The sequence below is a fragment of the Desulfosediminicola ganghwensis genome, assembly GCF_005116675.2.
Classification (GTDB): Bacteria; Desulfobacterota; Desulfobulbia; order Desulfobulbales; family Desulfocapsaceae; genus Desulfopila; species Desulfopila ganghwensis.
The window spans coordinates 1302071-1321720 of record NZ_CP050699.1 but is presented as its reverse complement, the minus strand read 5'-3'; the positions used below and the strand labels follow the sequence as shown (position 1 = coordinate 1321720).

The following is a 19650-nucleotide window of genomic DNA, read 5'->3' as shown; positions in this document are numbered from 1 at the left end:
TCGCAGCAGATATTTATCCCAAGGCCCCCAGGTGGAGAAAATGAAACCCGGTAATCTTTCTGAATTCAAAGATACAGTCCTTAAAAACAGGGCCATGCTGACAGCACGTCAGCTGGAAGCAGCCGACTTCGCGCTGAATCATCCCAATGATCTTGCCTTCAACTCCCTGACGGAAATATCCAAACTGTCCGGAATTGCCACCGCTATGTTTGTTCGCCTGGCGCAGGCGCTGGAGTTTAAGGGGTTCAGCGAAATGCAGAAGATTTTTCGCGAGCCCCTCATAGAAAAAAGTACCCCGAGCTACTCGGAGCGAATCCGCCACTGCCAGGGTGAAGAACACCTCTCAGACCCCAATAATGGTGGGGCCTTGATCGACTCTTTCGCCAGAGCCAATAAGATTTCACTGGATTATCTTCGGGAAAATTCGGAGGATCTTGAGCTGGATAAAGCCATAGACCTGATACTTGCAGCACCCAGTATCTCCATCCTGGGCCTGCGCCGTTCTTTCCCTCTTGCCACCTATCTCAGCTATGCACTGTATCGTTTCAAAATCGCCAACACCCTGATCACCGGGCTTGCCGGGTTCGCCGAGGACCAGCTCGATCTCATGCAGGCCGGCGACTTGCTGATAGTCATGAGCTTCCCGCCTTACGCAGAGGCCACCGTCGAGTTCTGCGCAAAGGCCAGAGCTGCCGGTGTTCGGATTCTGGCAATAACCGACGACCCCCTTGGCATAATTGCCCATGAAGCAGAACAGATCATCGAGGTGCATGACGCAGTGCTCCATGGCTTCCGCTCCCTGACAGCCTCCATGTGCATTGTGCAATCCCTGGCTATCGGCATCGGCTATAGAAAACGATTAAACGGAGAAGAAATACTGCTCGACGAGATCGACTGCTGATATTCCTGTTAACCCCTTTATCGTCTTGAGTTGCAGCCTTTGCTGTGATGGCTTCCCCCAGTTCCCATAAGAGTGCGGGGCAACTCAATATTCCGATAACCCCAGAAATTACTGTTCACGTCATCTCTCTTTCACCAGAGGATTGCACTCAGCTGTAGCAGTTGCATCCCTGGTGGATATTCCGGAGAAGACCCAACGACTGTCCCTGGCATACCCGCATTTTTGTCGGGCTTTTAGGCAGAACAGATGAGGTACATCAAATGAAAGTAGATAAACTCTTTATCAATGCAACAATTGTGACCCACACCGGCAGATTTATCGGCTGCATAGGCTCAGTCAATGGCAGGATCGCCTGTATCGAAACCTCGACAGAAGGGATCGAAGCCACGGAAACAGTTGACCTGGCCGGACTCCACGTACTCCCAGGTGTAATCGATGGGCACATCCACTTCCAGGACCCTGGATTCACCGAACGCGATGATATGGCACACGGTACCGCTGCATGTGCGGCAGGAGGGATCACCACAGCGATATCACACCCAGTCAACGATCCGGCAGTGCTCGATATCGACTCGTTCGAGATCAATCGTGCCGCATACTCAGGAAAATCCATCGTAGATTACGCGATTCACGGTGGAGGAACCCGCGACAATGTCAACTCTATCGCAGATCTCTGGAACAAGACCGGCGCAGTCTCTATAAAGATGTTCATGTGCTTTTCCGTAAAGGAATTCCCCTTTGTTCACGATGACAGCATGCGCGACATCCTGACCCACGTAGCCCAAAATAACGGGCTGGCCATGATTCATTGCGAAGATGGCGAGATGATCAGCAAAGAGGAAGAAAGGCTCCGCAGGGAGGGCAGAACTGATCCCCTGGCGTACAATGAATCCCGCCCCGAAGAAGTCGAGATTGCCGCAATCAACAAAACAATTCAGCTCTTGAAGCAGACCGGCGCCAAAGCCCTGATCGTTCACGTCAGCACAGCAGAAGGCCTTGAACTTATCCGTGCAGCCAGCAACGATGGAATAGGCATCTGGGCTGAAACCTGTCCGCACTTTCTCACCTTTATCCGTGAAGACATGAACGAACACGGCCCTTTCCTCAAGTTTTCCCCAGTCATGCGCGACGAAAAAAACAGGCTGAAAATGTGGGAACTACTCGATGCCGGATATGTTCACACCATTGGCTCGGACCATTGCCCATTCACCCGGGAAGAAAAGGAAGCAGGCCTTGACAATATTTTCGAGGCACCAAACGGCATTCCCGGCCTGGAGGTGATGCTGCCTGTTCTCCTTGACGGTGTCAGCAAAGGCTACACCTCCCTTGAGAAGATCGTGGAGATCACCAGTTTCAATCCCTCAAAACTTTACGGTTTTCACCCGCAAAAAGGTGCCCTTCAGGTTGGTTCAGACTGCGACCTCACCGTCGTAGACCTCTCCTTGACTAAAGCTTTTACCGATGCTGATCGAAAATCCAAATGCGACTGGTCACCGTACTTTGGCAGACAGCTGAGCGGATGGCCGGTGATGACCGTCATCCGGGGAACAGTAGTCGCCCATAAGGGCGAGATCCTGGTGGAACCCGGATATGGCACCTACCTGCCACGAAGCAAATAACACCGGATGCTTCAAACCTCATTGCCAGAGAAGATTATGAAATATCACAACATAACTGCAGGAGTAGATCGTGAAAGAAATTCGAGATAATGCGCGAAAATTAATGGGAAATCAATGCAAGGTATGTGCAGTCTGTAACGGCAGGGCCTGTGCCGGACAAGTACCTGGAATGGGCGGTCTCGGCACCGGCGCCTCTTTTAGAAACAACCTCTCAGCTCTTGAAAACGTTCGCCTGAACATGAGACTGATCCATAATGTTGTCGAACCGGATACCACAGTAAGTATTCTCGGAAAAGAGCTCGCCCTGCCCCTTATTGCCGCCCCCATCGGCGGTGTCTCCTTCAACATGAACGAGGCAATCAGCGAGGATGACTATATCCAGTCAATCGTCAACGGCTGTAAGGCCAGGTCCATCATCGGCTGCACCGGGGATGGGGTTCCGGAGTGGCTCTCCAGTGCAGGCTTCAACGCCGTTAAACTGGCCGATGGATACGGTATACCATTCATCAAGCCATGGGAAGATGAAGAGTTCTTCCAAAAGATCGAGCTGGCCAAAGCAACCGGGACAGACACAATAGGCATGGATATCGACGCCGCCGGCCTCATCACGTTACGAAAAATGGGACGTCCGGTATCCCCTAAACCACTTGCTGAACTCACCGACATCATCAAAAAGATTGGGATGAAATTTATCCTCAAAGGGGTAATGACCGCGGACGAAGCCGAGCTTGCATGTAAAGCCGGAGCCGACGCTATTGTCGTCTCCAATCATGGGGGGCGTGTGCTCGATCACGCGCCGGGAACTGCTGAAGTACTGCCCGCCATTGCCGAAAGAGTGAAAGGGAAAATCACAATTCTCGCAGACGGCGGTATCCGCACTGGCAATGACGTACTGAAGATGCTTGCCCTGGGAGCGGATGCAGTAATGATAGGTCGACCGTTTTCCGTTGCCGCAGTAGGTGGCCTGCAAGACGGAGTTGAAAGCTACATTGATAGCATCCACAGTGAGCTGAAACAGGCGATGGTGCTGACTGGTACCGGCAAGGCCTCAGCTGTTGATAGCAAAATACTCTTCAACGGATAACTTCCCGACCAAGTATTTTCTCACACCATAATCTTCTCGATAGCAACATTCACGGCATCATGGAATGAAGCGTGATGCCAGAGGTTAGAGGTTAGGTGAAATCAAAAAAATGCCCCTATCTGCGAAAGCAAATAGCGGCATTTTATATTTCTACTACTTCCCGTAGAGTCCATGAACGATAGTTACATTCTGTCAAATAACTCTTTTGACAAGCAATCCTACTAACTCGGGAACACCTTCTTTTTCAACTCCTCATCTGCCATCACCGCTTCCAGCAGAAAACAGCAATGGGCGGTACGACTTCTGCCAAGCTCCTCTGCCCACTCACGCAGCTCTTCTGCTCTAAACACAGAAACCTTGGTGGCAATATGCCTACCCGGCTTTTCTCTCGGGCTGATTTCGCCCGGGAAATCCTCACGGTTCTTCAAGGCATACCCCAGAACCTGATTGAAAATTTTTGAAACAGTTACCGCCCTGGCATCTGCCAGCGCCTTGATCTCTTCCCGCAATCCTTTACCGCTTGAAGCTTTGGGAATGTTGATGGACCTCATATGAACGGCTGCACCTGACATACACACCTCCTTATGGGTTTGAGTTTGTGTACTATTAGAAAAATAGTAGCGCAGTTGCCAAGCTTTTTGAAGCTCCATGTAGATGTTTGGAGAAAAATAAAGCCGCCCAAAGTAATTGGGCGGCCTTGTGGCATAATTCGCATATGCCGTGATTACTAATCAGGTTGAATCCTACATGAGCTTGGTTTCATTCAGAAACCTGAGCAATCCTTCCAAACCGAGCAAAAAGGGTTAGAGGGAATACAACGTTTTCCGCCTGAAACTAATCCACCCACATAGCCGTCGGCAACGGCACTCCCAGCCCCAGCTGGAAGATGCAATAGAACACAGTCACCACGACAACTGATAACAGCAGCGAAGTCTGGATTCCCTTGCGGGTGAATCGCTCTTCCGACAGGTAGAGATTAAAGGCGAAGTAGAAGATATAACTCGAGGGCAAAAAGCCAATCACAGGTAACATCAGCAGATAGCAAAGCAGTATTCCCACACCTATGACAATGTTGTTTCGCTCGATCACCGAATCGAAGAAGGTAATATACTCCGGTTTGGTGAATGCCGTAATCAGTGTCAGCATCGAAAAAACAGTAAGGCCGATCAGAACATAATTGACAAAAATCACACCAAGCCGGCTGAGGTCACGGGTAAAATAGTAGACCCCAGCAGCCAGAACAAGACCGATAACCGAAATTACCAGATCACTGTTAATCTTTTTCTGGTTTCCATCACTTTGGATATCGCTCATCACGCCACCTCGCCTTTGTTCTTTTTCGCACGCCAGGAGGCAATAAGGGGCCAACACAGCGAGAGCACACACAGAGCAATCAGAAAACCGCTGATCGGTCTAAATACCATGTAATTGAACACGCCCTGGAACTGACCGGCGAGTACAGATTTCACCAGACCCTCTTCGATGAATGGCCCGAGAATAAGACCAAGCACGATTGGTGCCGGGTGAAAATTCAGTTTCCTGCTGATAAAACCGATGATGCCAAAGACGAACATTATCCAGACATCCAGCATGGAGTTACGGATCGCATAGGCACCCAGTACGGTCATAAAGATGATTCCGGGTGCCAGGTAACGAGAAGGAATATTGATGATCCTCGAAAAAATGACACTACCGAATGCGCCTATGAAACTCACCAGAAAGGCTGCAACCAAAAGACCCATCAGAAAGGAATAGATAATCGGCGCTTCCGGCCCGGTAAAGAGTTCTGCGCCCGGCTTAAGGCGATGCACCATCAGCGCACCCAGAATTACTGCCGCAGCCGGTGAACCCGGAATACCAAGGGTAAGCAGCGGAATGAGTGAACCAGGGGCCATGGCGCTATTGGCAGACTCACTGGCGGCAACACCGTCAATGGTGCCTTTGCCATATTTATCCGGGTCTTTACTCCAGCGACGCGCCTCGTTGTACGAGACCATGCTGGCAATATTCCCACCTGCGCCAGGCGCAAAACCTACAATGGTGCCAATGATTGCCGAACGAATGAGCAAGACCGGTTTTTTGATCACTTGCAGGGCCACTTCACCAATAACCCCCAGTTTCGGTTCAACCGCCTTATCGGTATAGGTTTTTTGACGTTTACCAATAACGCTGGAGAGTATCTCCGGCAGACAGAAGAAACCAATCAGGGCAACGATCAGGTCAATTCCACCCTGCAGGACCGGAAAACCAAAGGTCAAACGTACATCGCCGCCGATGCTTGCCATACCTACCACAGACAACACCATGCCTATGCAACCGGCCAGGAAGCCCTTAATCACACTACCGGAAGAGAGGGCACTGATAATGGTCAGGCCGAAGATACCCAGCCAGAAATATTCGGGTGGACCAAATTTTAAGGAGGCAGCAGCCAGGGGTGGCCCGGCCACAACCAGCACCACATTGGCCAGCAATGAACCGACGGTACTGGCCAGGGCGGCTGTTACCAGTGCATGCTGGGCCATACCCTTTTGTGCCAGGGGAAAACCATCGAATGTGGTGGCAATGGCGGATGGTGTGCCCGGAGTGTTGATCAGGATGGCCGGAATAGCATCGCCATACATGGCACCTACATAAATTCCGGCCAGCATGATCAGTCCGGTTTCCGGTGACATGGTAAAGGTAAAAGGAACCAGCAGTGCAAGTCCCATGGTCGCAGTCAGACCGGGTAGCGCCCCGAACGTGATGCCCAGAAAAACACCCCCAAAAAGCAGGATGAAGTTCAGCGGCACAAAGACCTGCTGCAGGCCTTGTAAAACAACATCAAACATATCACGCCTCATCAAAGCAAATCGCCCGGTGCGCCGGATAGGGCGTACCGGGCATATTGAACTACAATTTGATCAGATAGATCTGATCCTACTTGAACTCTTCAACAATCGGAGCCCACTGCTTGACCTTCTCGTCGATATATTGCTGTGCTTCTTCGGCACCAATGGTCAGCGGAACAAAACCGTCTTCGCGCATCTGTTTGACAACTTCCGGATCTGAGGCAATCGCGATAAATGCCTTTTCGAGCGCGGCTACAACCTCATCCGGGGTCCCCTGGGGTACTGCTGCTCCACGGTCGATTGAGGCATACATTTCATAACCTTTGCTACTGAAAGTCGGAACCTCTGGCATGTTTTCAAAAGGTTCCTTGGAGCCAAAGGCAAGAACACGAATCTTGTCCGCATGCTGAACCAGGTCGTTGCTATTGGCCCATACCGCCTGTACATGACCGCCGAGGAAATCAGCAATACTCTGGGCGGCACCAGTGCTTGGGATATAGGTCATGTTGACTTCAGCCAGCTTGGAGAGCTGAAGATGTGCCACGTGGTGACCAGACCAGGTACCGGAACCTCCAATGATCATGCCACCAGGATTCTTGCCCGCAAATGCCAACAGATCCTCTAGCGACTGGATAGGGTTGTCCTTCATTACCGCCAGACCGATTGGCGTAGCCTGAAAGAACGCTACCGGCTTGATTTGATCGGTGGAGTAACCGGCATTACCACGGGCAAGTGGCTGAAGCACGATGTGTGGGACGTTGATTCCTGAAATGTAATAACCATCCGGCTTCTTGCGCACCAGCTCAGACCAGCCAAGAGAACCACCGCCGCCCGGCTTGTATTCGATCACCACCTTCTGGCCAAGGATGTCCTCAAGCATAGGTTGCTGGCGTCGAGCCTCAAGATCTGACTGACCACCGGGACCAAATGGAATCTGGTAGGTGATTGGCTCTTCCGGGAAAGCAGCCATTGCAGGGCTGGTAATCAGAGTGGCAAATGCTACAGCTGCGGTTAAAAGAAAACTCTTCATTAGTACTTCCTCCTTAAAGTGTGGATCAATTACTTGCGTTAGATCGGAAAACCAGGTTTCCAGATTGTCGGTGAGTACAGAGTTTTATAAAGCAAAAACCAGACCTACTTGCCCCAAACCTTTAAAACTGTTGCAATTCAGGGAGTTTAATAGGTTTTCGCCCTCCCTGCCTATCGCATTTGATGCCGAATATTCACCACTGTGCCCAATATTGGTTGGACCAGGTTCGGCACATCCAAGCTATCGAACAAAATGGATAAATTAAGCCGCCCACATGCTTGGACGGCTTTCAACGAAGCGATCTTGGCACTACGTATGGATAAATGCTGTTTGACTCAATCACCGAATCGCAGAAGGTGATGTACTCCAGTTTGGTGAATACCTATTGATCGTCAGCACTGAAAAAAAGGCACGGTCGATCAGACCGAGAACGATAGGTGCAGGGTGAAAATTCAGCGTCCTGCTGATAAAACTGATGATACCAAAGATGAACATGATCCAGACATCGAGCCTGGTGCTGGCGATCGCATGGGCACCGAGTACGGTCATAAAGATGATTTATGGCGCCAGGAAGGTCAAAATCTGAATTAATCGCCCTTTAGTCGCAGCCTTACCTTTCTTTTCCTATGTTAGGCGCTGCAGGTCTTTCTTTCAAATCATTGGAGGCCCCGCAAACACAGCAACTTCAGCATTGCAATCGTGGCTGAACTCCAGAGAAGCTGTATGAGCGTTGTCCCTATGGGGTTGAGAGAAGCGAAAACCATCACCGCTTGTTTCTCCCGACAATCTGGAGGACAGCATTGCCCTCTAATTCCCAACGCCAACGTCAACTCTTTCAGCCGGTGCAATAATTTGGAATCTGGCCTTAATCACCAGCTCTTTCGCTGGCACTCGCCGTACCTGTCGCAGGTTGATTATTGTCTCACTTCGGTGGGCTCGGGTTCCATTCATTGAACTATCAGGGTATTTTACTTTGAGTGAGACGAAGGACAGGATGAACGCGTAAAAATCATACCCCTGCTGAGAGTAAAAACGGGTCGTCAGCTTACAGATGCGGGGTATGGTCTGCCGCGATAATCTGTTCCCTGACTGTCTGCAAGCTGAATATCAGACAGTGCTGCCGGCAGCCGGGGCTATATTGACTACGGAAAAAATGATTCAGGAAATGAACATGAATGAACCAGTAACCATCTATTACCTGCAAATGACTGAGCCTGAGGCACTTTGTCCCTCATCGCCAAAGATCGAGATAGATATTCGCGAATGCTCTATACGTCAGTATCAGTACAACAAATTTCTCTATCAATTTATCGGCGAGAAATGGCTCTGGACGGACAAGCTCGCCTTAAGCGATGAAGAGTGGCAGGACTATGTGGCAAGCGACAATCTGCGCACCTGGGTCGCGTATAAGGACGGTGCCATTGCCGGGTATTTTGAACTACTCAGAGAAGGTGATGAGGTAGAGATAATATACTTCGGGCTTGCCGAACAATTCATTGGCAAGGGGTGTGGAGGGTATCTGCTAACCGAGGCCATCAGAAAAGCCTGGAGCTGGGAAGGGGTCAGGCGAGTCTGGGTGCATACCTGCACCCTCGATCATCCAGGCGCACTGAGAAATTATCAGGCACGGGGCATGCGGATCTATAAAGAAGAAATAAATTCTTAGGCGACAACCCTATTCAGCCCAAAACAGTTCCGATCTCAATATCAATTGAGATCGGAATTGTTAACTGCCATACAAGGTAACGAGCGCCTCTAATTTTTTGTAGAGCGCTCACGAAGCACATTCCCACAAATCCAAGGGGGTCACTTTTTCTTAATCACAGCCCGCCAGCCCGTAACAGGTTGCATGATCGGTCGAGTGATGCTGCTCACCGACCCCGCCTGCTCGGTGACGTAAAACGCATATGGGTCCAGAGCGGTAACCGTTGCCAGTAACTCTTTCAATTCCCGGCGACGGCACACCACGTAATGCTCCGTAACCGGCCCTTTTTGCCCCTCGCCCGTAAATGAAGTAACATTATAACCTTGATTTCTCATGGCTTTGGCAATTCCAGCTGCATCGTTGTTGCTGTTTACCCTGAGAATCATATGCCCCATGGCGATGAACTTCTCCACCTTGATGCCAACCAGATTTCCAGTGGCAAACCCAAAAGCGTAGACGAGGCCAAGCGCTGGCTGTTGAGTGACAACCTGTACAATACCGGATACGACCACAAGCCAGATTGCAGCTTCAAAAAATCCAAGCCAGAAAGACATGAGCGTTCTGCCATGAACAATGGCAATAGTCCTCAAGGTACCCAGGGAGACATCAACCACCCGCGCAGCAAAAATCAGGAACCCGTAAGCCCAGTCTGTATTATAAAATATTTCTGTAAAATCCATTCTTAACAAAACTTTATAGGATGCTTCATATAAAAAGCAGGAAATATTAATTTCCTGCTTCAATCAAGTACACACGTTATCCAGCTGCAACAAGCATGTATCCGGAGGCCCAGCGCAGCCCATTTCCATCATCAATCGTCAAATAGATTTTCTCCATAAAACTCATCATGATATTTATCCTCGATCATTGCTAACTTGACCGGATTCTTGGAAAGGATTGTGTATTCCGTTCCACACTCATAACAGACAATTTCATCTCCCTGACCAAAGTAGTATTCGACCGGGATATAGCACAGACATATCTGGCATTTGCCAAACCTCTCTCTGTCGCTCTGATGCTTATTGAATTTGCCCATCCCCGCCTCCATTGCGTATTCGCAGGTTAAATTCCTTGAGGTTAAATCCAAAACCAATCTACAAATTTCAAAAAACGATATACCAAAAATCATGCCAGAAGAACCAAAGCGAAAAAAAGCAATTTTTCCGATTACTTACAATGGGTTAACTGGACAGACTATCAACAGGGGTTGTGAACAAAATATTCCGATGAATCAGGCGGGATAGGGGGGAGAAAGATGCTATGACGCTCTTTTTTCTTGTTTGAACAGAATTTTCCGAAGTGTCGCTATTTTTCCGATTTTTTGAAATCTTCTTTCTTCAAACCGTGGATCTTCATTTTATTATAGAGAGCCCTCGGTGTAAGGCCGGCCAATTGCGCAGCCTCACCAATGCGTCCATCCGTGTAGTCGAGTAACTCCACCAGATATTTTCTCTCTGCAGATTGTGAAAGCAGGTTTTTATACGATTTCAGGGTAGTACCCGGCCTGAAAGCTGTATCGGTCAGATTGCCGACATCTACTGAGGTGTCGCTGATGGGAACGCCTGGAATCTGAATAAGATCTGCGGTAATTGTGTCTGATACCGCAAGCATAACAGCACGTTCTATAACGTTCTGCAATTCCCTTACGTTGCCAAACCAGGGTACTGAAAGCAACAGATTCATTGCCTGGTTATCAAGACCTTTAACGTATTCACGACCGTTCCTCTTCTTGCGGTTGATAAAGTGCTGTACCAGGATAGGAATATCTTCAGTTCGGTCACGAAGAGGTGGAATATGAATCTGAAACACGGACAAACGATAATAGAGATCTGAACGCAAGGTACCATTGTTGAGCAATTCAACGGGATCAGAATTTGTAGCCGCAACCACTCTGAAATCAGCACTTATGTCCACATTACTGCCAAGTCTTTGCAGGGTTCGCTCTTGCAGAACCCGTAAAAGCCGAATCTGCATGGCAGAAGACATCGCCTCAACTTCATCAAGGAAGAGCGTTCCCCCTGCAGCATGTTCAATCTTGCCTATGCGTCGTTCCGAGGCACCGGTAAACGCCCCCTTTTCATATCCGAACAATTCTGACTCAAGAAGGGCGTCAGGCAAGGCTCCGCAATTGACCGCCATAAATGGACCGGATTTTCTGCGCGAGACATTGTGAAAAATATTAGCAAGTAGCTCTTTACCTGTCCCGGTTTCACCAATCAAAAAAACAGGGGACTCAACAGGAGCCACATCCTTTACCAGATCAATCAGGTTTTCCATCAGAGGGCTCTGGGTAACCAGAGTCTCGAGGCCTGGATACTGCTGGATAAACCCTGCCAGATAACGCTCACGGTTTTGCTGTTGTCTGTTATGCATCAATTGCAGAAAGAGGGCATGACATTTTGCAATATCGTCTGACTCTGCAAAACTGATTTTATCGGCATACGGTGTCGCCTGGGCTTTGATATTGTCATCCGCGCCCAGGACCAAAAGATGCGGAACGTTCTGGATACTGACCACTTCATCAAGAGTCAGTTCACTAAATCCGGGATGGGAAGCTTCAAAGATCCATAGATCAAACACCCGGGAGAAGGCGATGGAATAGAACTCAAGCGCCTTTTCTATATGGATAACCCTGCAGGTGGATGATGAAAATTCGGCACGCAACTTTTCAAGCACCTGGACGGAACTGAAAACAAAGATATTATACATGGCAGCAGATCACGTTAAAAAAAGTAAGAAAATCTTAATTTATCCAATCATTGTACCCCTGTTTTCCATAACCGTCTACGAGAGATCAATCAGGCCCGGAGCTTGATTCAGACACTATGTGCCTACCCCAGAAATGCTGTAATGAAAAATCTGATCAGCACAATCTTCAACTTGAAAACGTGAAGTGATAGACGCGAGATGTGAGACGTGACCGATTGGCAAGTGACCAATCCCTGAAATCATAATGCAACCGGCTTGTGGAGAAGGGCTTTACGGCTTTACGTTGTTACTCCTGTCACCTTTTTCCTGCCCCTCACAAATCTTAAGCTGAGGATTTGTGACAATCACATGAGGAACTCATACTGAGTTGAAATCACCAAAATATCGTGGCCAAGTGGATTCGACACACTTGGCCACGATATCTAAAGACCATCTCAAGCTTGTCAAAAACAATGCATGACAAGCTCAAGTGGAATTGCTCTACCCTTCTGAACAAAGCAACCGCCTGCCCAACGCCATATCAGGTGAGTCATGGTTACGGATCAGGGCAACTCTTATTCTTTCCTCTGGCGAGCCCTGATAGCTGAACTGTAAATGGACTGAGCCTTATCCATAGCCTCCCGGGACTGCAGGGATACCAGATATGCCCTGTCCCATTTGTTCTCTTCCCAAAGCTTTTGGGATTTGCGCAAAAGTTCCAGTGATACGTCCATCTGCGCTTTCATGCCAAAGGGAAATGAGGTCCGGGTGCGGGCCCATTCGAGACGCCCCTCAACATCGAAAATAGCCTCTTCATAATATTCCTGCAGGTATTCCTGCCGTGCAAACTGAATGAAGAGATAAAGAATCGTAACAAAAAATCCAATTGCCAGAACAATACTCATATGCGTTCTCCATCCAAAGATCCAAGGTGCCGGGTTGGAATGAATCAGTTCAGGGAAACACTTCCGAGATTCTACTGATACTTCAAAGATGAAAAAGTACAGCGGGAAATTCTTTTTCTATAAAGGTATCACAAAGCTCCCTGATATTGAAACATTCAGAGATATTTGAGTTAATTTTCCAGTAGTTAAAGAGCTCTTTCTCCTAACAGATTTACAATTTCAGTAAAAATTGAGAGGTGAGGGGAACAGCGACCTGCTGAAAAGGCTCCTAGAAGCCCGAATTACCCTCCATGAGACTTTGCAGCAGCTCATCATTTACGTCATGGAAACTGGTTATCATACGGTCGGCACGGCTGAAGTCGTGATTACGGGTAAACTCATTGGGGATGGCGATACCGCGGACTTGCGCGTTCTTTGCCGCATTCACTCCGTGGGTCGAGTCTTCAAAGGCAAGGCATGAACCAGCCGGAACACCGATCGCATCAACTGTCTTCAGGTATATCTCCGGATCAGGCTTACGCCTGTTCACCATATCTCCACCGATCACTGAGCTGAAAAAATCGAAAATGCCGTTAGAACGTAGAATTTCAGTAAGCTCGCGATGGTGGGACGATGAGGCGACCGCAAAGGTCATCCGATCTGCGTAGGTTTCAATTACCTGCTTTGCACCTGCAAACAACTGAATTTCCGGGATCATCTCCAGGTAGAGTTCCTGTTTCTCCCGGATGAGCTGCTCAACACTCTTGGTAATACCCGTATTTTCAATATGGTCACCCGCCACTTTCTCATTACTGGTACCGACATAGGTGAGGAATGTTTCAAAGCTGAACTCCCCTGCCCCATTTTTCAGCAGGATCTCCCGCCAAGCCCGATAATGTTGGGGCTCTGTATCTGCAAGAGTCCCATCCATATCGAAGATGAATGCCTTTATCATTATATGTGAACCTCACGCTCCACCTGCCGTCAAACAGCTGAAGCATAAACGAAATAAATTTTCTCTTGATGAAATCGAAACTGAAGAAACAATGGTGACTCGATGGGAATCCGCAAGGGTAGTCGTACACCTTTGTTTCTTGTCGAGTGTCAGGAAATATTTAGATCTTTCATCTTTTTCCAGAGCACCTTTCTGCTGATGCCAAGGCTTTCTGCAGTGCGTTGTTTTCTACCCCCGGCTTTTTCCAGCGCATCGATTATTCGGTTTCGTTCATAGCGATGCACCCCTTCCTCGAGGCCTAGTCCCTTCTCAGCATCACGGCATAGCTCTGCAACAGCACCATGCTCCTGAACTTTTCTCGGCAAATGACCAAGCCTTATCACACCATCCTGTGCCAGAAGCACCGCCCGCTCAAAAACATTCCGTAGTTCCCTGATATTGCCAGGGTAATCATAAAGCCGGAGTGCTTCTGCAGCCTGTGGAGAAAGCACCGTATCCGGCTTACCATAGCGCTGTGATGATTCACGCAGAAAGTGGTCTATGAGGGCAATGATGTCATCTCCACGTTCACGAAGTGCGGGCAAACGCACTGGCACTACATTGATTCGATAGCTTAAATCTTCGCGAAACTCACCTCTTGCCACAGCTTCTTCTATATCCGTAGCCGTGGCAAATATCACCCGCACATCTACCTTAACAGGCACATTACCGCCCAACCTGGTGATTTCACCATCTTCGAGAACCCGCAAAAGTTTCGCCTGCAGCGCCAAGGGCATATCCCCTATTTCGTCAAAGAAAAAAGTACCCTTATTGGCTGCCTCAAACTTTCCTATTCGCCTGTTGTGCGCCCCGGTGTAGGCCCCCTTTTCATGACCGAACAGTTCTGATTCCAACAACAGTTCAGGCAATGCAGCACAGTTGATTTTCAAAAATTCATTGTTCCTTCGTGAACTGAGCCTATGCAGTGCGTTTGCCACCAGCTCCTTGCCGGTGCCACTCGCCCCCTGAATAAGCACGGGAACACAAGAGTCGGCAACGGCACGAATCCGGTTGAAGACCTCCTGCATGGCAGGACCGCCAACCATATCCTCCAGCCCTTTTTCTGCTTTCAACTGCTGATTCTGCTGGGAAAGCTCACAGAAATTGAAGTAACGCTCCACGGCAATAAGAAGACCGTCATTCGAAAACGGCTTACACAGGAAATCATACGCTCCACCGCGCATGGCCTTTACTGCAAGTTCTACCTCGGCATAAGCGGTAATCAGGATGGTCCCCATGTTTGGGTAGAGTTCATGGACCTGATCGAGCAAATCAAACCCGGACATACCCGGCAAGCGCACATCCGTAATCAGCAGTTCAAAACTTACTGAACGCAGCGTCTGCAGGGCAGATTCGGCGTCTTCATATGCGTCCACCTCATATCCTGCTGTACTCAGGGTCTGCTGCATGCCTATGCGCATTGCCAGTTCATCTTCAACCAGGAGTATACGCCTGCTCTCCATCTGCTTCGTCCTCAATATGTAGCGAAAGTGTAAAAGTTGATCCGTCGGCACTGCTCTCACTGAGCCAAAGCCGACCGCCATGCTGCTCGGCAATGGATCTGGATACAGCCAGTCCCAGCCCGGTTCCCTTGCCCTGTTGCATGGTACTGAAGAAAAGTTCGAAAATTTTCTCCTGAAGCTCCCCGGGTACGCCATGACCATTGTCAGACACAGAAAGCAATACGCTATCGTTAGTTTGTCGTGCTTCAATACGCAGCACTCCCCCCTCACAGGCCTGCTGCCGGCGCTCGATAGCATGAGCCCCGTTCAGTAGCAAATTGACGATGACCTGCTGAATTTTCAGACTGTCAATCGACATCAGCGGCAACCCCTCTTCCAGATTCACCTCCAGCCCGATTCCCCTGCGCCGCAGCATCGTTTCCAATAGAGCTGTCGATTTAACAATAACCTCGGCTATGGACACTCTCTGCAAGGTCAACTCAGGCTGGCGCGAATAATCGAGCAGACCGCGCATGGTATCGCGCATCCTGTCCAGACTCTGCTGAATGACCTCGATATGCTGCTGTCGACTCTTTTCGTCGAGTTTGCCGTCAACAAGGTTATTGAAGCAGAGAATCACACCACCTAAAGGGTTATTAATTTCATGGGCGATAGAAGCTGTCAGCTGACCTACCGAGGCCATCTTCTCTGTATGCAGCAACTTCTCCAGCGTCTGCCTGCGGCGCTGCTCCTCTTTTTGCAGACGGGCCACCATCCAGGAGAAGCTCTGTTGCAACTGCCCTATTTCATCATTTCTGGCCGGTAAGTCAGGCATGGGCGTTGAGACATCTCCCACGGAGGTCATCTGCTCCATCCTGTCTGAAAGCCGTTTAATGGGCCGAATAAAATATTCTGCGGCAAAACCTATGATAATCAGAGACATCAGCAAAGCTACTGCGGCCGCAGCAAGTATCTTGTTGAGCAAATCGCGACTGGCCGCCTCTATCTCACTCAACGAGAAAATGATTCTGCAACCACCCCAGTTTTTAGATTCGATAGCCAGAGGAACCAAAACTTCAAGCATTGGCCACCCATCTCTACTGAAACGCTCTACTCTATCCTCGCTACTGCTGAGTACTTGCCGATACTTTGACGCTTTAAGCTGTGTGCCGTAATATTTCAGATCATCATGACTCACAACTCGAAGTTCGCGATCAAAAACCATAAAAGATTTGATTCGCGAATCCATGGCCATTACATCAGACACGTAAAAATCCAGAAACTCTGTTATGTCATCGTTGTCTGCGATGCCTATCTCTTCGTAAACAAGAGCGTTTATAAAAAGAATCGCAGAGCTTTTTGCTAAAAGCAGGGCTTGTTGTTCCGTATTTTTTTCAAGCAGATTCCGCTCCCGATCAAAAACCTTATAGCTGATGCTCGCTACCGTGCAGAACACGCAAAAGAATGCCAGCAGAACAAATTTTGCCCGAATCCCCCCTGCGGTTATCATCGTTTATCACCATAAAATCCTTGTGCCTCGAGTTCATGCATCAGTTTTTGTACCGGAGCATAATGACTTTCATCAACTCCGGTAAATCCCGCACGAAGCATCGGACTCCAGCGCTCAAGGGAACTGGCCAGTTCTGGATCCTGATAGTTAAGATTCAGCAAGAGGGTCTGCAACCGGGCATGAAGATCTTCCGGAACATTTGCAGTACTGACCAGCACAAAACCAGGCAGTTGAGGTGTTATGGCCAAAACCTTCAGACTTTCTGCAGGAAATTTTGCCAATGCCTCTTTGGAAACCGCGCCGGCATCAACCTTCCCGAGCAACAGCGCTCGTATCACCGCATCATGGGTCCTGAAATTCTGCCAGTGGGAAAAATCTTCCGGGGTAATTCCATGCTTAACCAAATACCCCAGAGGCCCAAGATAGCTGGAAGTCGAATCCTTTGAGCCAAACGCAAAAGAATGGCCTTTTAATTCATGAAGAGAGCGAATGTCTTGACGGTCAGCACGTACTACAATCGCAGAACGACTGGTTGGCGTTCCCTCCTGGGAACGTACTGCGCAGATCAAACGGGTGGCTGTAGTTTCCTGAACCTTGAGGTAAGAGACACCTGCCAAAAGAGCAATGTCAACCCGCTCTTCTGCCATGGCATCGACAATCCCCTGATAATCTGCCGCGAGCACAAGCTCTATCTCTATTCCCAGCCGCTTGGCTAAGTAATCGGTAAACGGGAGGTAATGCCGGTACATCACCAGCGGATGATTGAGGGTAATGACTCCGAACCGCAGGACGTCACGGGCAATCGCAGTGGAGTTCGTAATGGTCAGGCAAAAGAGAAGGACACACAGTGCCACTACAAGTCGTCGCATTTCAGCAACCTGTTCTTCATAAAAATTATTTTTCTTCTTTTACCATCATGCATAATAAACCTGGCGAACCGGGCAGCGAACTTTGCGGTGGATCCTGTTGGATAAACTGAAAAAACGATATGCTGGTCTGGCTTTACCACCAATAATCAGGAGCTCCGGCTCAACTTCTCTGACAGTCTGCACGATTGTTTGCAACGGTGAGCCATCACATATCCTTAACTGAAGAGGTATAGCAGACAAATCCGCCAGAGACTTGAGACTTTCAAACCGTTCCTTTGCTTCATACTCACAGAGCCTATCTATGTATTCCACAAAATGTGACTTGTCAATTTCTGTCGCAAGCGGATCTATCTGGCCAAAGTGCTTCAGGGAAGAATCCACAATATGGAGAACCACTAACTCAGCGTCGTTTGCCCGGCAGTACGAAATGGCAGACTTTTCTGCGTTAGAACAAGATGGTGTTCCTTTGGTGGCCAGAAGCACTTTTTTACTCATTTTTCACCTGGTATCTATCTGTTAGTAGATGGAGGACAGGACAGAAGTGCCAAAACCCCTTTGGTAGAGCCGATTTTGCTGCAGCACTCCGTCCTTGCCTGTTTCCATCGGTAGATAATTCGTTGAAACAATCAAACCATAAAACCGCCCACAACCTTCGAAACGCAGATCAGAGAAATAGCGATAATACACACTGCGAGATCCTGTTTTCGTGAAGCTGAAAGGCTTTTAATTTTATTTAACATAACTGTTCCTCTATAAAATTTTGGGTATTAGAAAAAGTAGAGAACTACCAGTAGAGCCAGGGCTGCCTTGGCAGACGCGATAAAAAAGCCAAGAACAAAACCGGAAAGGCCCGCCGCCTTCAAATCAGAGAGTCTGGTGGTCAAACCTATGCTGGCAAAACCCAGTAGGAACGCCCAGTTCATGAACGTCTTCGCCACGTTAATATCCGCCTCGTTCAGCATCCCTGCGGTATTGAGGCACACCACGAACAGAAAGCCCAGTACGAAGACCGGAAATTTATCGACGATTATGCGCCACTTGTTGACGCTTTGCTGACTGCCCATGCTCGTCGCTTCCCGCGACGCTGCCATAATGACCAGCATCAAAACGACAAAGGGGAGAAAAATCACCCGGCCGATATTGTACACACCGGCGATAAGACCGGCTCCGTCGCTGTAACCAAAACCAGCCGCCAGTACCTGAGCCGAGTTGACGATGCCCACACCGGCAAAAGCACCATATTGAGCATCGGAAAGTTGCAGGACATTACCCACAAGCGGAAATACAATCAGTGCCAGGAGACCGAACATCAGCACCACCGCAATCGAGTAGGCCATCTCTTCTTTTTTGGCACCCACCGCAGGAGCCACTGCGATTGTTGCTGATACACCGCAAACTGACAACCCTGCCGCGATGCAGGCACTGAGTGAAGTGGACATATTCATCTTCTGCGCGGCCCACATCAACAGTATCGCGGAGCCAAAGAGGAACACCACAATCATAATCAAAGCCTGACTGCCAACAGTGACCAGCCCTGCAAGCGAATACTTGGCGCCCATCACCACAATGCCGGTCTTGGTCATAATGGTTGAATAGCGCAGACCCGGCTGCAGCATGGTCGGCACGCCGACAGTATTGCGGATTGCGATACCTATCAGAATCGCCAGAATAAAATCCTTAATCGACAGATAGGTTTTAAAAAAATCATACTGCTGAAGAAGCGGTGCTGTCAGATATGCTGTAACCGCTACCGATACCACCAGTAACAGGCCGGGCAGACTTTCAGCCACCGTGTTAAACAATGAGCGCTGAGCGCTCACACCGCTGATGGTGTGACTTGCTTGTGACATAGTTTCCTCATTATCAAACTTCCGCAGAAGTGAGTTACACTCACCTCTGCGTATTTCCATGCTCGAACGGGTTGTCGTATACAGCAGGCATTTCCCTATCACGCACGTCCTGATTTCTTGAGAGCTACTATCGCAAGCCGTATGCCAGCTACCACAACAATCGCTATGCAATTGATATCTTAGATCTTATTCAGAACAGATCGATTCCGAAAATGAGTTTCTGTTCCGGGTTTGGAACAAACACAG

The 19650-nt window shown here is 49.0% G+C and carries 19 protein-coding genes; 5 read left to right on the top strand and 14 right to left on the bottom strand.

All coding sequences use genetic code 11. The features are described 5' to 3' along the window. Positions 1-40: 40 nt before the first annotated feature. The 3 genes from FCL45_RS05655 (at position 41) to FCL45_RS05645 (ending at position 3604) form a co-directional block, all read left to right on the top strand. Positions 41-901, top strand: coding sequence for a MurR/RpiR family transcriptional regulator (locus tag FCL45_RS05655; protein WP_167495815.1), 861 nt, complete (start codon positions 41-43; stop codon positions 899-901). Between the two features lie 260 nt (positions 902-1161). Further along, positions 1162-2520: a dihydroorotase gene (locus FCL45_RS05650; RefSeq protein ID WP_136798409.1), complete on the top strand. Its 1359-nt coding sequence runs from the start codon at positions 1162-1164 to the stop codon at positions 2518-2520. Between the two features lie 70 nt (positions 2521-2590). Continuing rightward, positions 2591-3604 carry an alpha-hydroxy-acid oxidizing protein gene (locus FCL45_RS05645; protein WP_136798410.1) on the top strand — a complete coding sequence of 338 codons (1014 nt, stop codon included), beginning with the start codon at positions 2591-2593 and terminating at the stop codon, positions 3602-3604. 221 nt (positions 3605-3825) lie between these two features. Here FCL45_RS05645 and FCL45_RS05640 read toward each other — a convergent pair whose 3' ends face one another. The 4 genes from FCL45_RS05640 to FCL45_RS05625 all read right to left on the bottom strand — a co-directional run bounded on the left by FCL45_RS05640 (position 3826) and on the right by FCL45_RS05625 (position 7462). Continuing rightward, positions 3826-4176, bottom strand: a complete 351-nt coding sequence (locus tag FCL45_RS05640; RefSeq protein WP_136798411.1) for a hypothetical protein — start codon at positions 4174-4176, stop codon at positions 3826-3828. Between the two features lie 262 nt (positions 4177-4438). Further along, the gene (locus FCL45_RS05635) at positions 4439-4918 is read right to left on the bottom strand and encodes a tripartite tricarboxylate transporter TctB family protein (protein WP_136798412.1); all 480 of its coding nucleotides are present in this window, start codon (positions 4916-4918) and stop codon (positions 4439-4441) included. Next, on the bottom strand, positions 4918-6432 hold the full coding sequence (locus FCL45_RS05630; RefSeq protein WP_167495816.1) for a tripartite tricarboxylate transporter permease: 1515 nt from the start codon (positions 6430-6432) through the stop codon (positions 4918-4920). The genes FCL45_RS05635 and FCL45_RS05630 overlap by 1 nt, the downstream gene beginning before the upstream one ends. Before the next feature lie 88 nt (positions 6433-6520). Continuing rightward, positions 6521-7462, bottom strand: coding sequence for a Bug family tripartite tricarboxylate transporter substrate binding protein (locus FCL45_RS05625; RefSeq protein WP_136798414.1), 942 nt, complete (start codon positions 7460-7462; stop codon positions 6521-6523). A 444-nt stretch (positions 7463-7906) separates the two neighbouring features. Here FCL45_RS05625 and FCL45_RS05620 point away from each other — a divergent pair, with 444 nt between their 5' ends. Beyond that, positions 7907-8053, top strand: coding sequence for a hypothetical protein (locus tag FCL45_RS05620; RefSeq protein ID WP_153305558.1), 147 nt, complete (start codon positions 7907-7909; stop codon positions 8051-8053). A gap of 580 nt (positions 8054-8633) precedes the next feature. After that, a complete protein-coding gene (locus FCL45_RS05615) occupies positions 8634-9128 on the top strand; it encodes a GNAT family N-acetyltransferase (protein WP_136798415.1) in 495 nt (164 codons plus the stop codon). A gap of 140 nt (positions 9129-9268) precedes the next feature. Here FCL45_RS05615 and FCL45_RS05610 read toward each other — a convergent pair whose 3' ends face one another. From FCL45_RS05610 to FCL45_RS05565, 10 genes are all read right to left on the bottom strand, one after another. Beyond that, complete coding sequence (locus FCL45_RS05610) at positions 9269-9847, bottom strand: DUF2179 domain-containing protein (RefSeq protein ID WP_136798416.1); 579 nt, start codon at positions 9845-9847, stop codon at positions 9269-9271. Positions 9848-9978: 131 nt separating this feature from the next. Then, entirely contained in the window at positions 9979-10203 is a 225-nt protein-coding gene (locus FCL45_RS05605) for a hypothetical protein (protein WP_136798417.1), read from the bottom strand. Positions 10204-10472: 269 nt separating this feature from the next. Then, on the bottom strand, positions 10473-11876 hold the full coding sequence (locus FCL45_RS05600; RefSeq protein ID WP_136798418.1) for a sigma-54 interaction domain-containing protein: 1404 nt from the start codon (positions 11874-11876) through the stop codon (positions 10473-10475). Positions 11877-12430: 554 nt separating this feature from the next. Continuing rightward, positions 12431-12760: a hypothetical protein gene (locus FCL45_RS05595; protein WP_136798419.1), complete on the bottom strand. Its 330-nt coding sequence runs from the start codon at positions 12758-12760 to the stop codon at positions 12431-12433. 268 nt (positions 12761-13028) lie between these two features. Continuing rightward, positions 13029-13694, bottom strand: coding sequence for an HAD family hydrolase (locus tag FCL45_RS05590; RefSeq protein WP_136798420.1), 666 nt, complete (start codon positions 13692-13694; stop codon positions 13029-13031). 149 nt (positions 13695-13843) lie between these two features. Beyond that, entirely contained in the window at positions 13844-15196 is a 1353-nt protein-coding gene (locus FCL45_RS05585) for a sigma-54-dependent transcriptional regulator (protein ID WP_136798421.1), read from the bottom strand. Beyond that, complete coding sequence (locus FCL45_RS05580; protein WP_136798422.1) at positions 15168-16685, bottom strand: sensor histidine kinase; 1518 nt, start codon at positions 16683-16685, stop codon at positions 15168-15170. The genes FCL45_RS05585 and FCL45_RS05580 overlap by 29 nt, the downstream gene beginning before the upstream one ends. Beyond that, a complete protein-coding gene (gene phnD, locus FCL45_RS05575; RefSeq protein WP_136798423.1) occupies positions 16682-17554 on the bottom strand; it encodes a phosphate/phosphite/phosphonate ABC transporter substrate-binding protein in 873 nt (290 codons plus the stop codon). The genes FCL45_RS05580 and phnD overlap by 4 nt, the downstream gene beginning before the upstream one ends. 45 nt (positions 17555-17599) lie before the next feature. Then, entirely contained in the window at positions 17600-18049 is a 450-nt protein-coding gene (locus FCL45_RS05570; RefSeq protein WP_136798424.1) for a universal stress protein, read from the bottom strand. Between the two features lie 272 nt (positions 18050-18321). Then, positions 18322-19404 carry a YeiH family protein gene (locus tag FCL45_RS05565; protein ID WP_136798425.1) on the bottom strand — a complete coding sequence of 361 codons (1083 nt, stop codon included), beginning with the start codon at positions 19402-19404 and terminating at the stop codon, positions 18322-18324. Positions 19405-19650 lie beyond the last annotated feature (246 nt).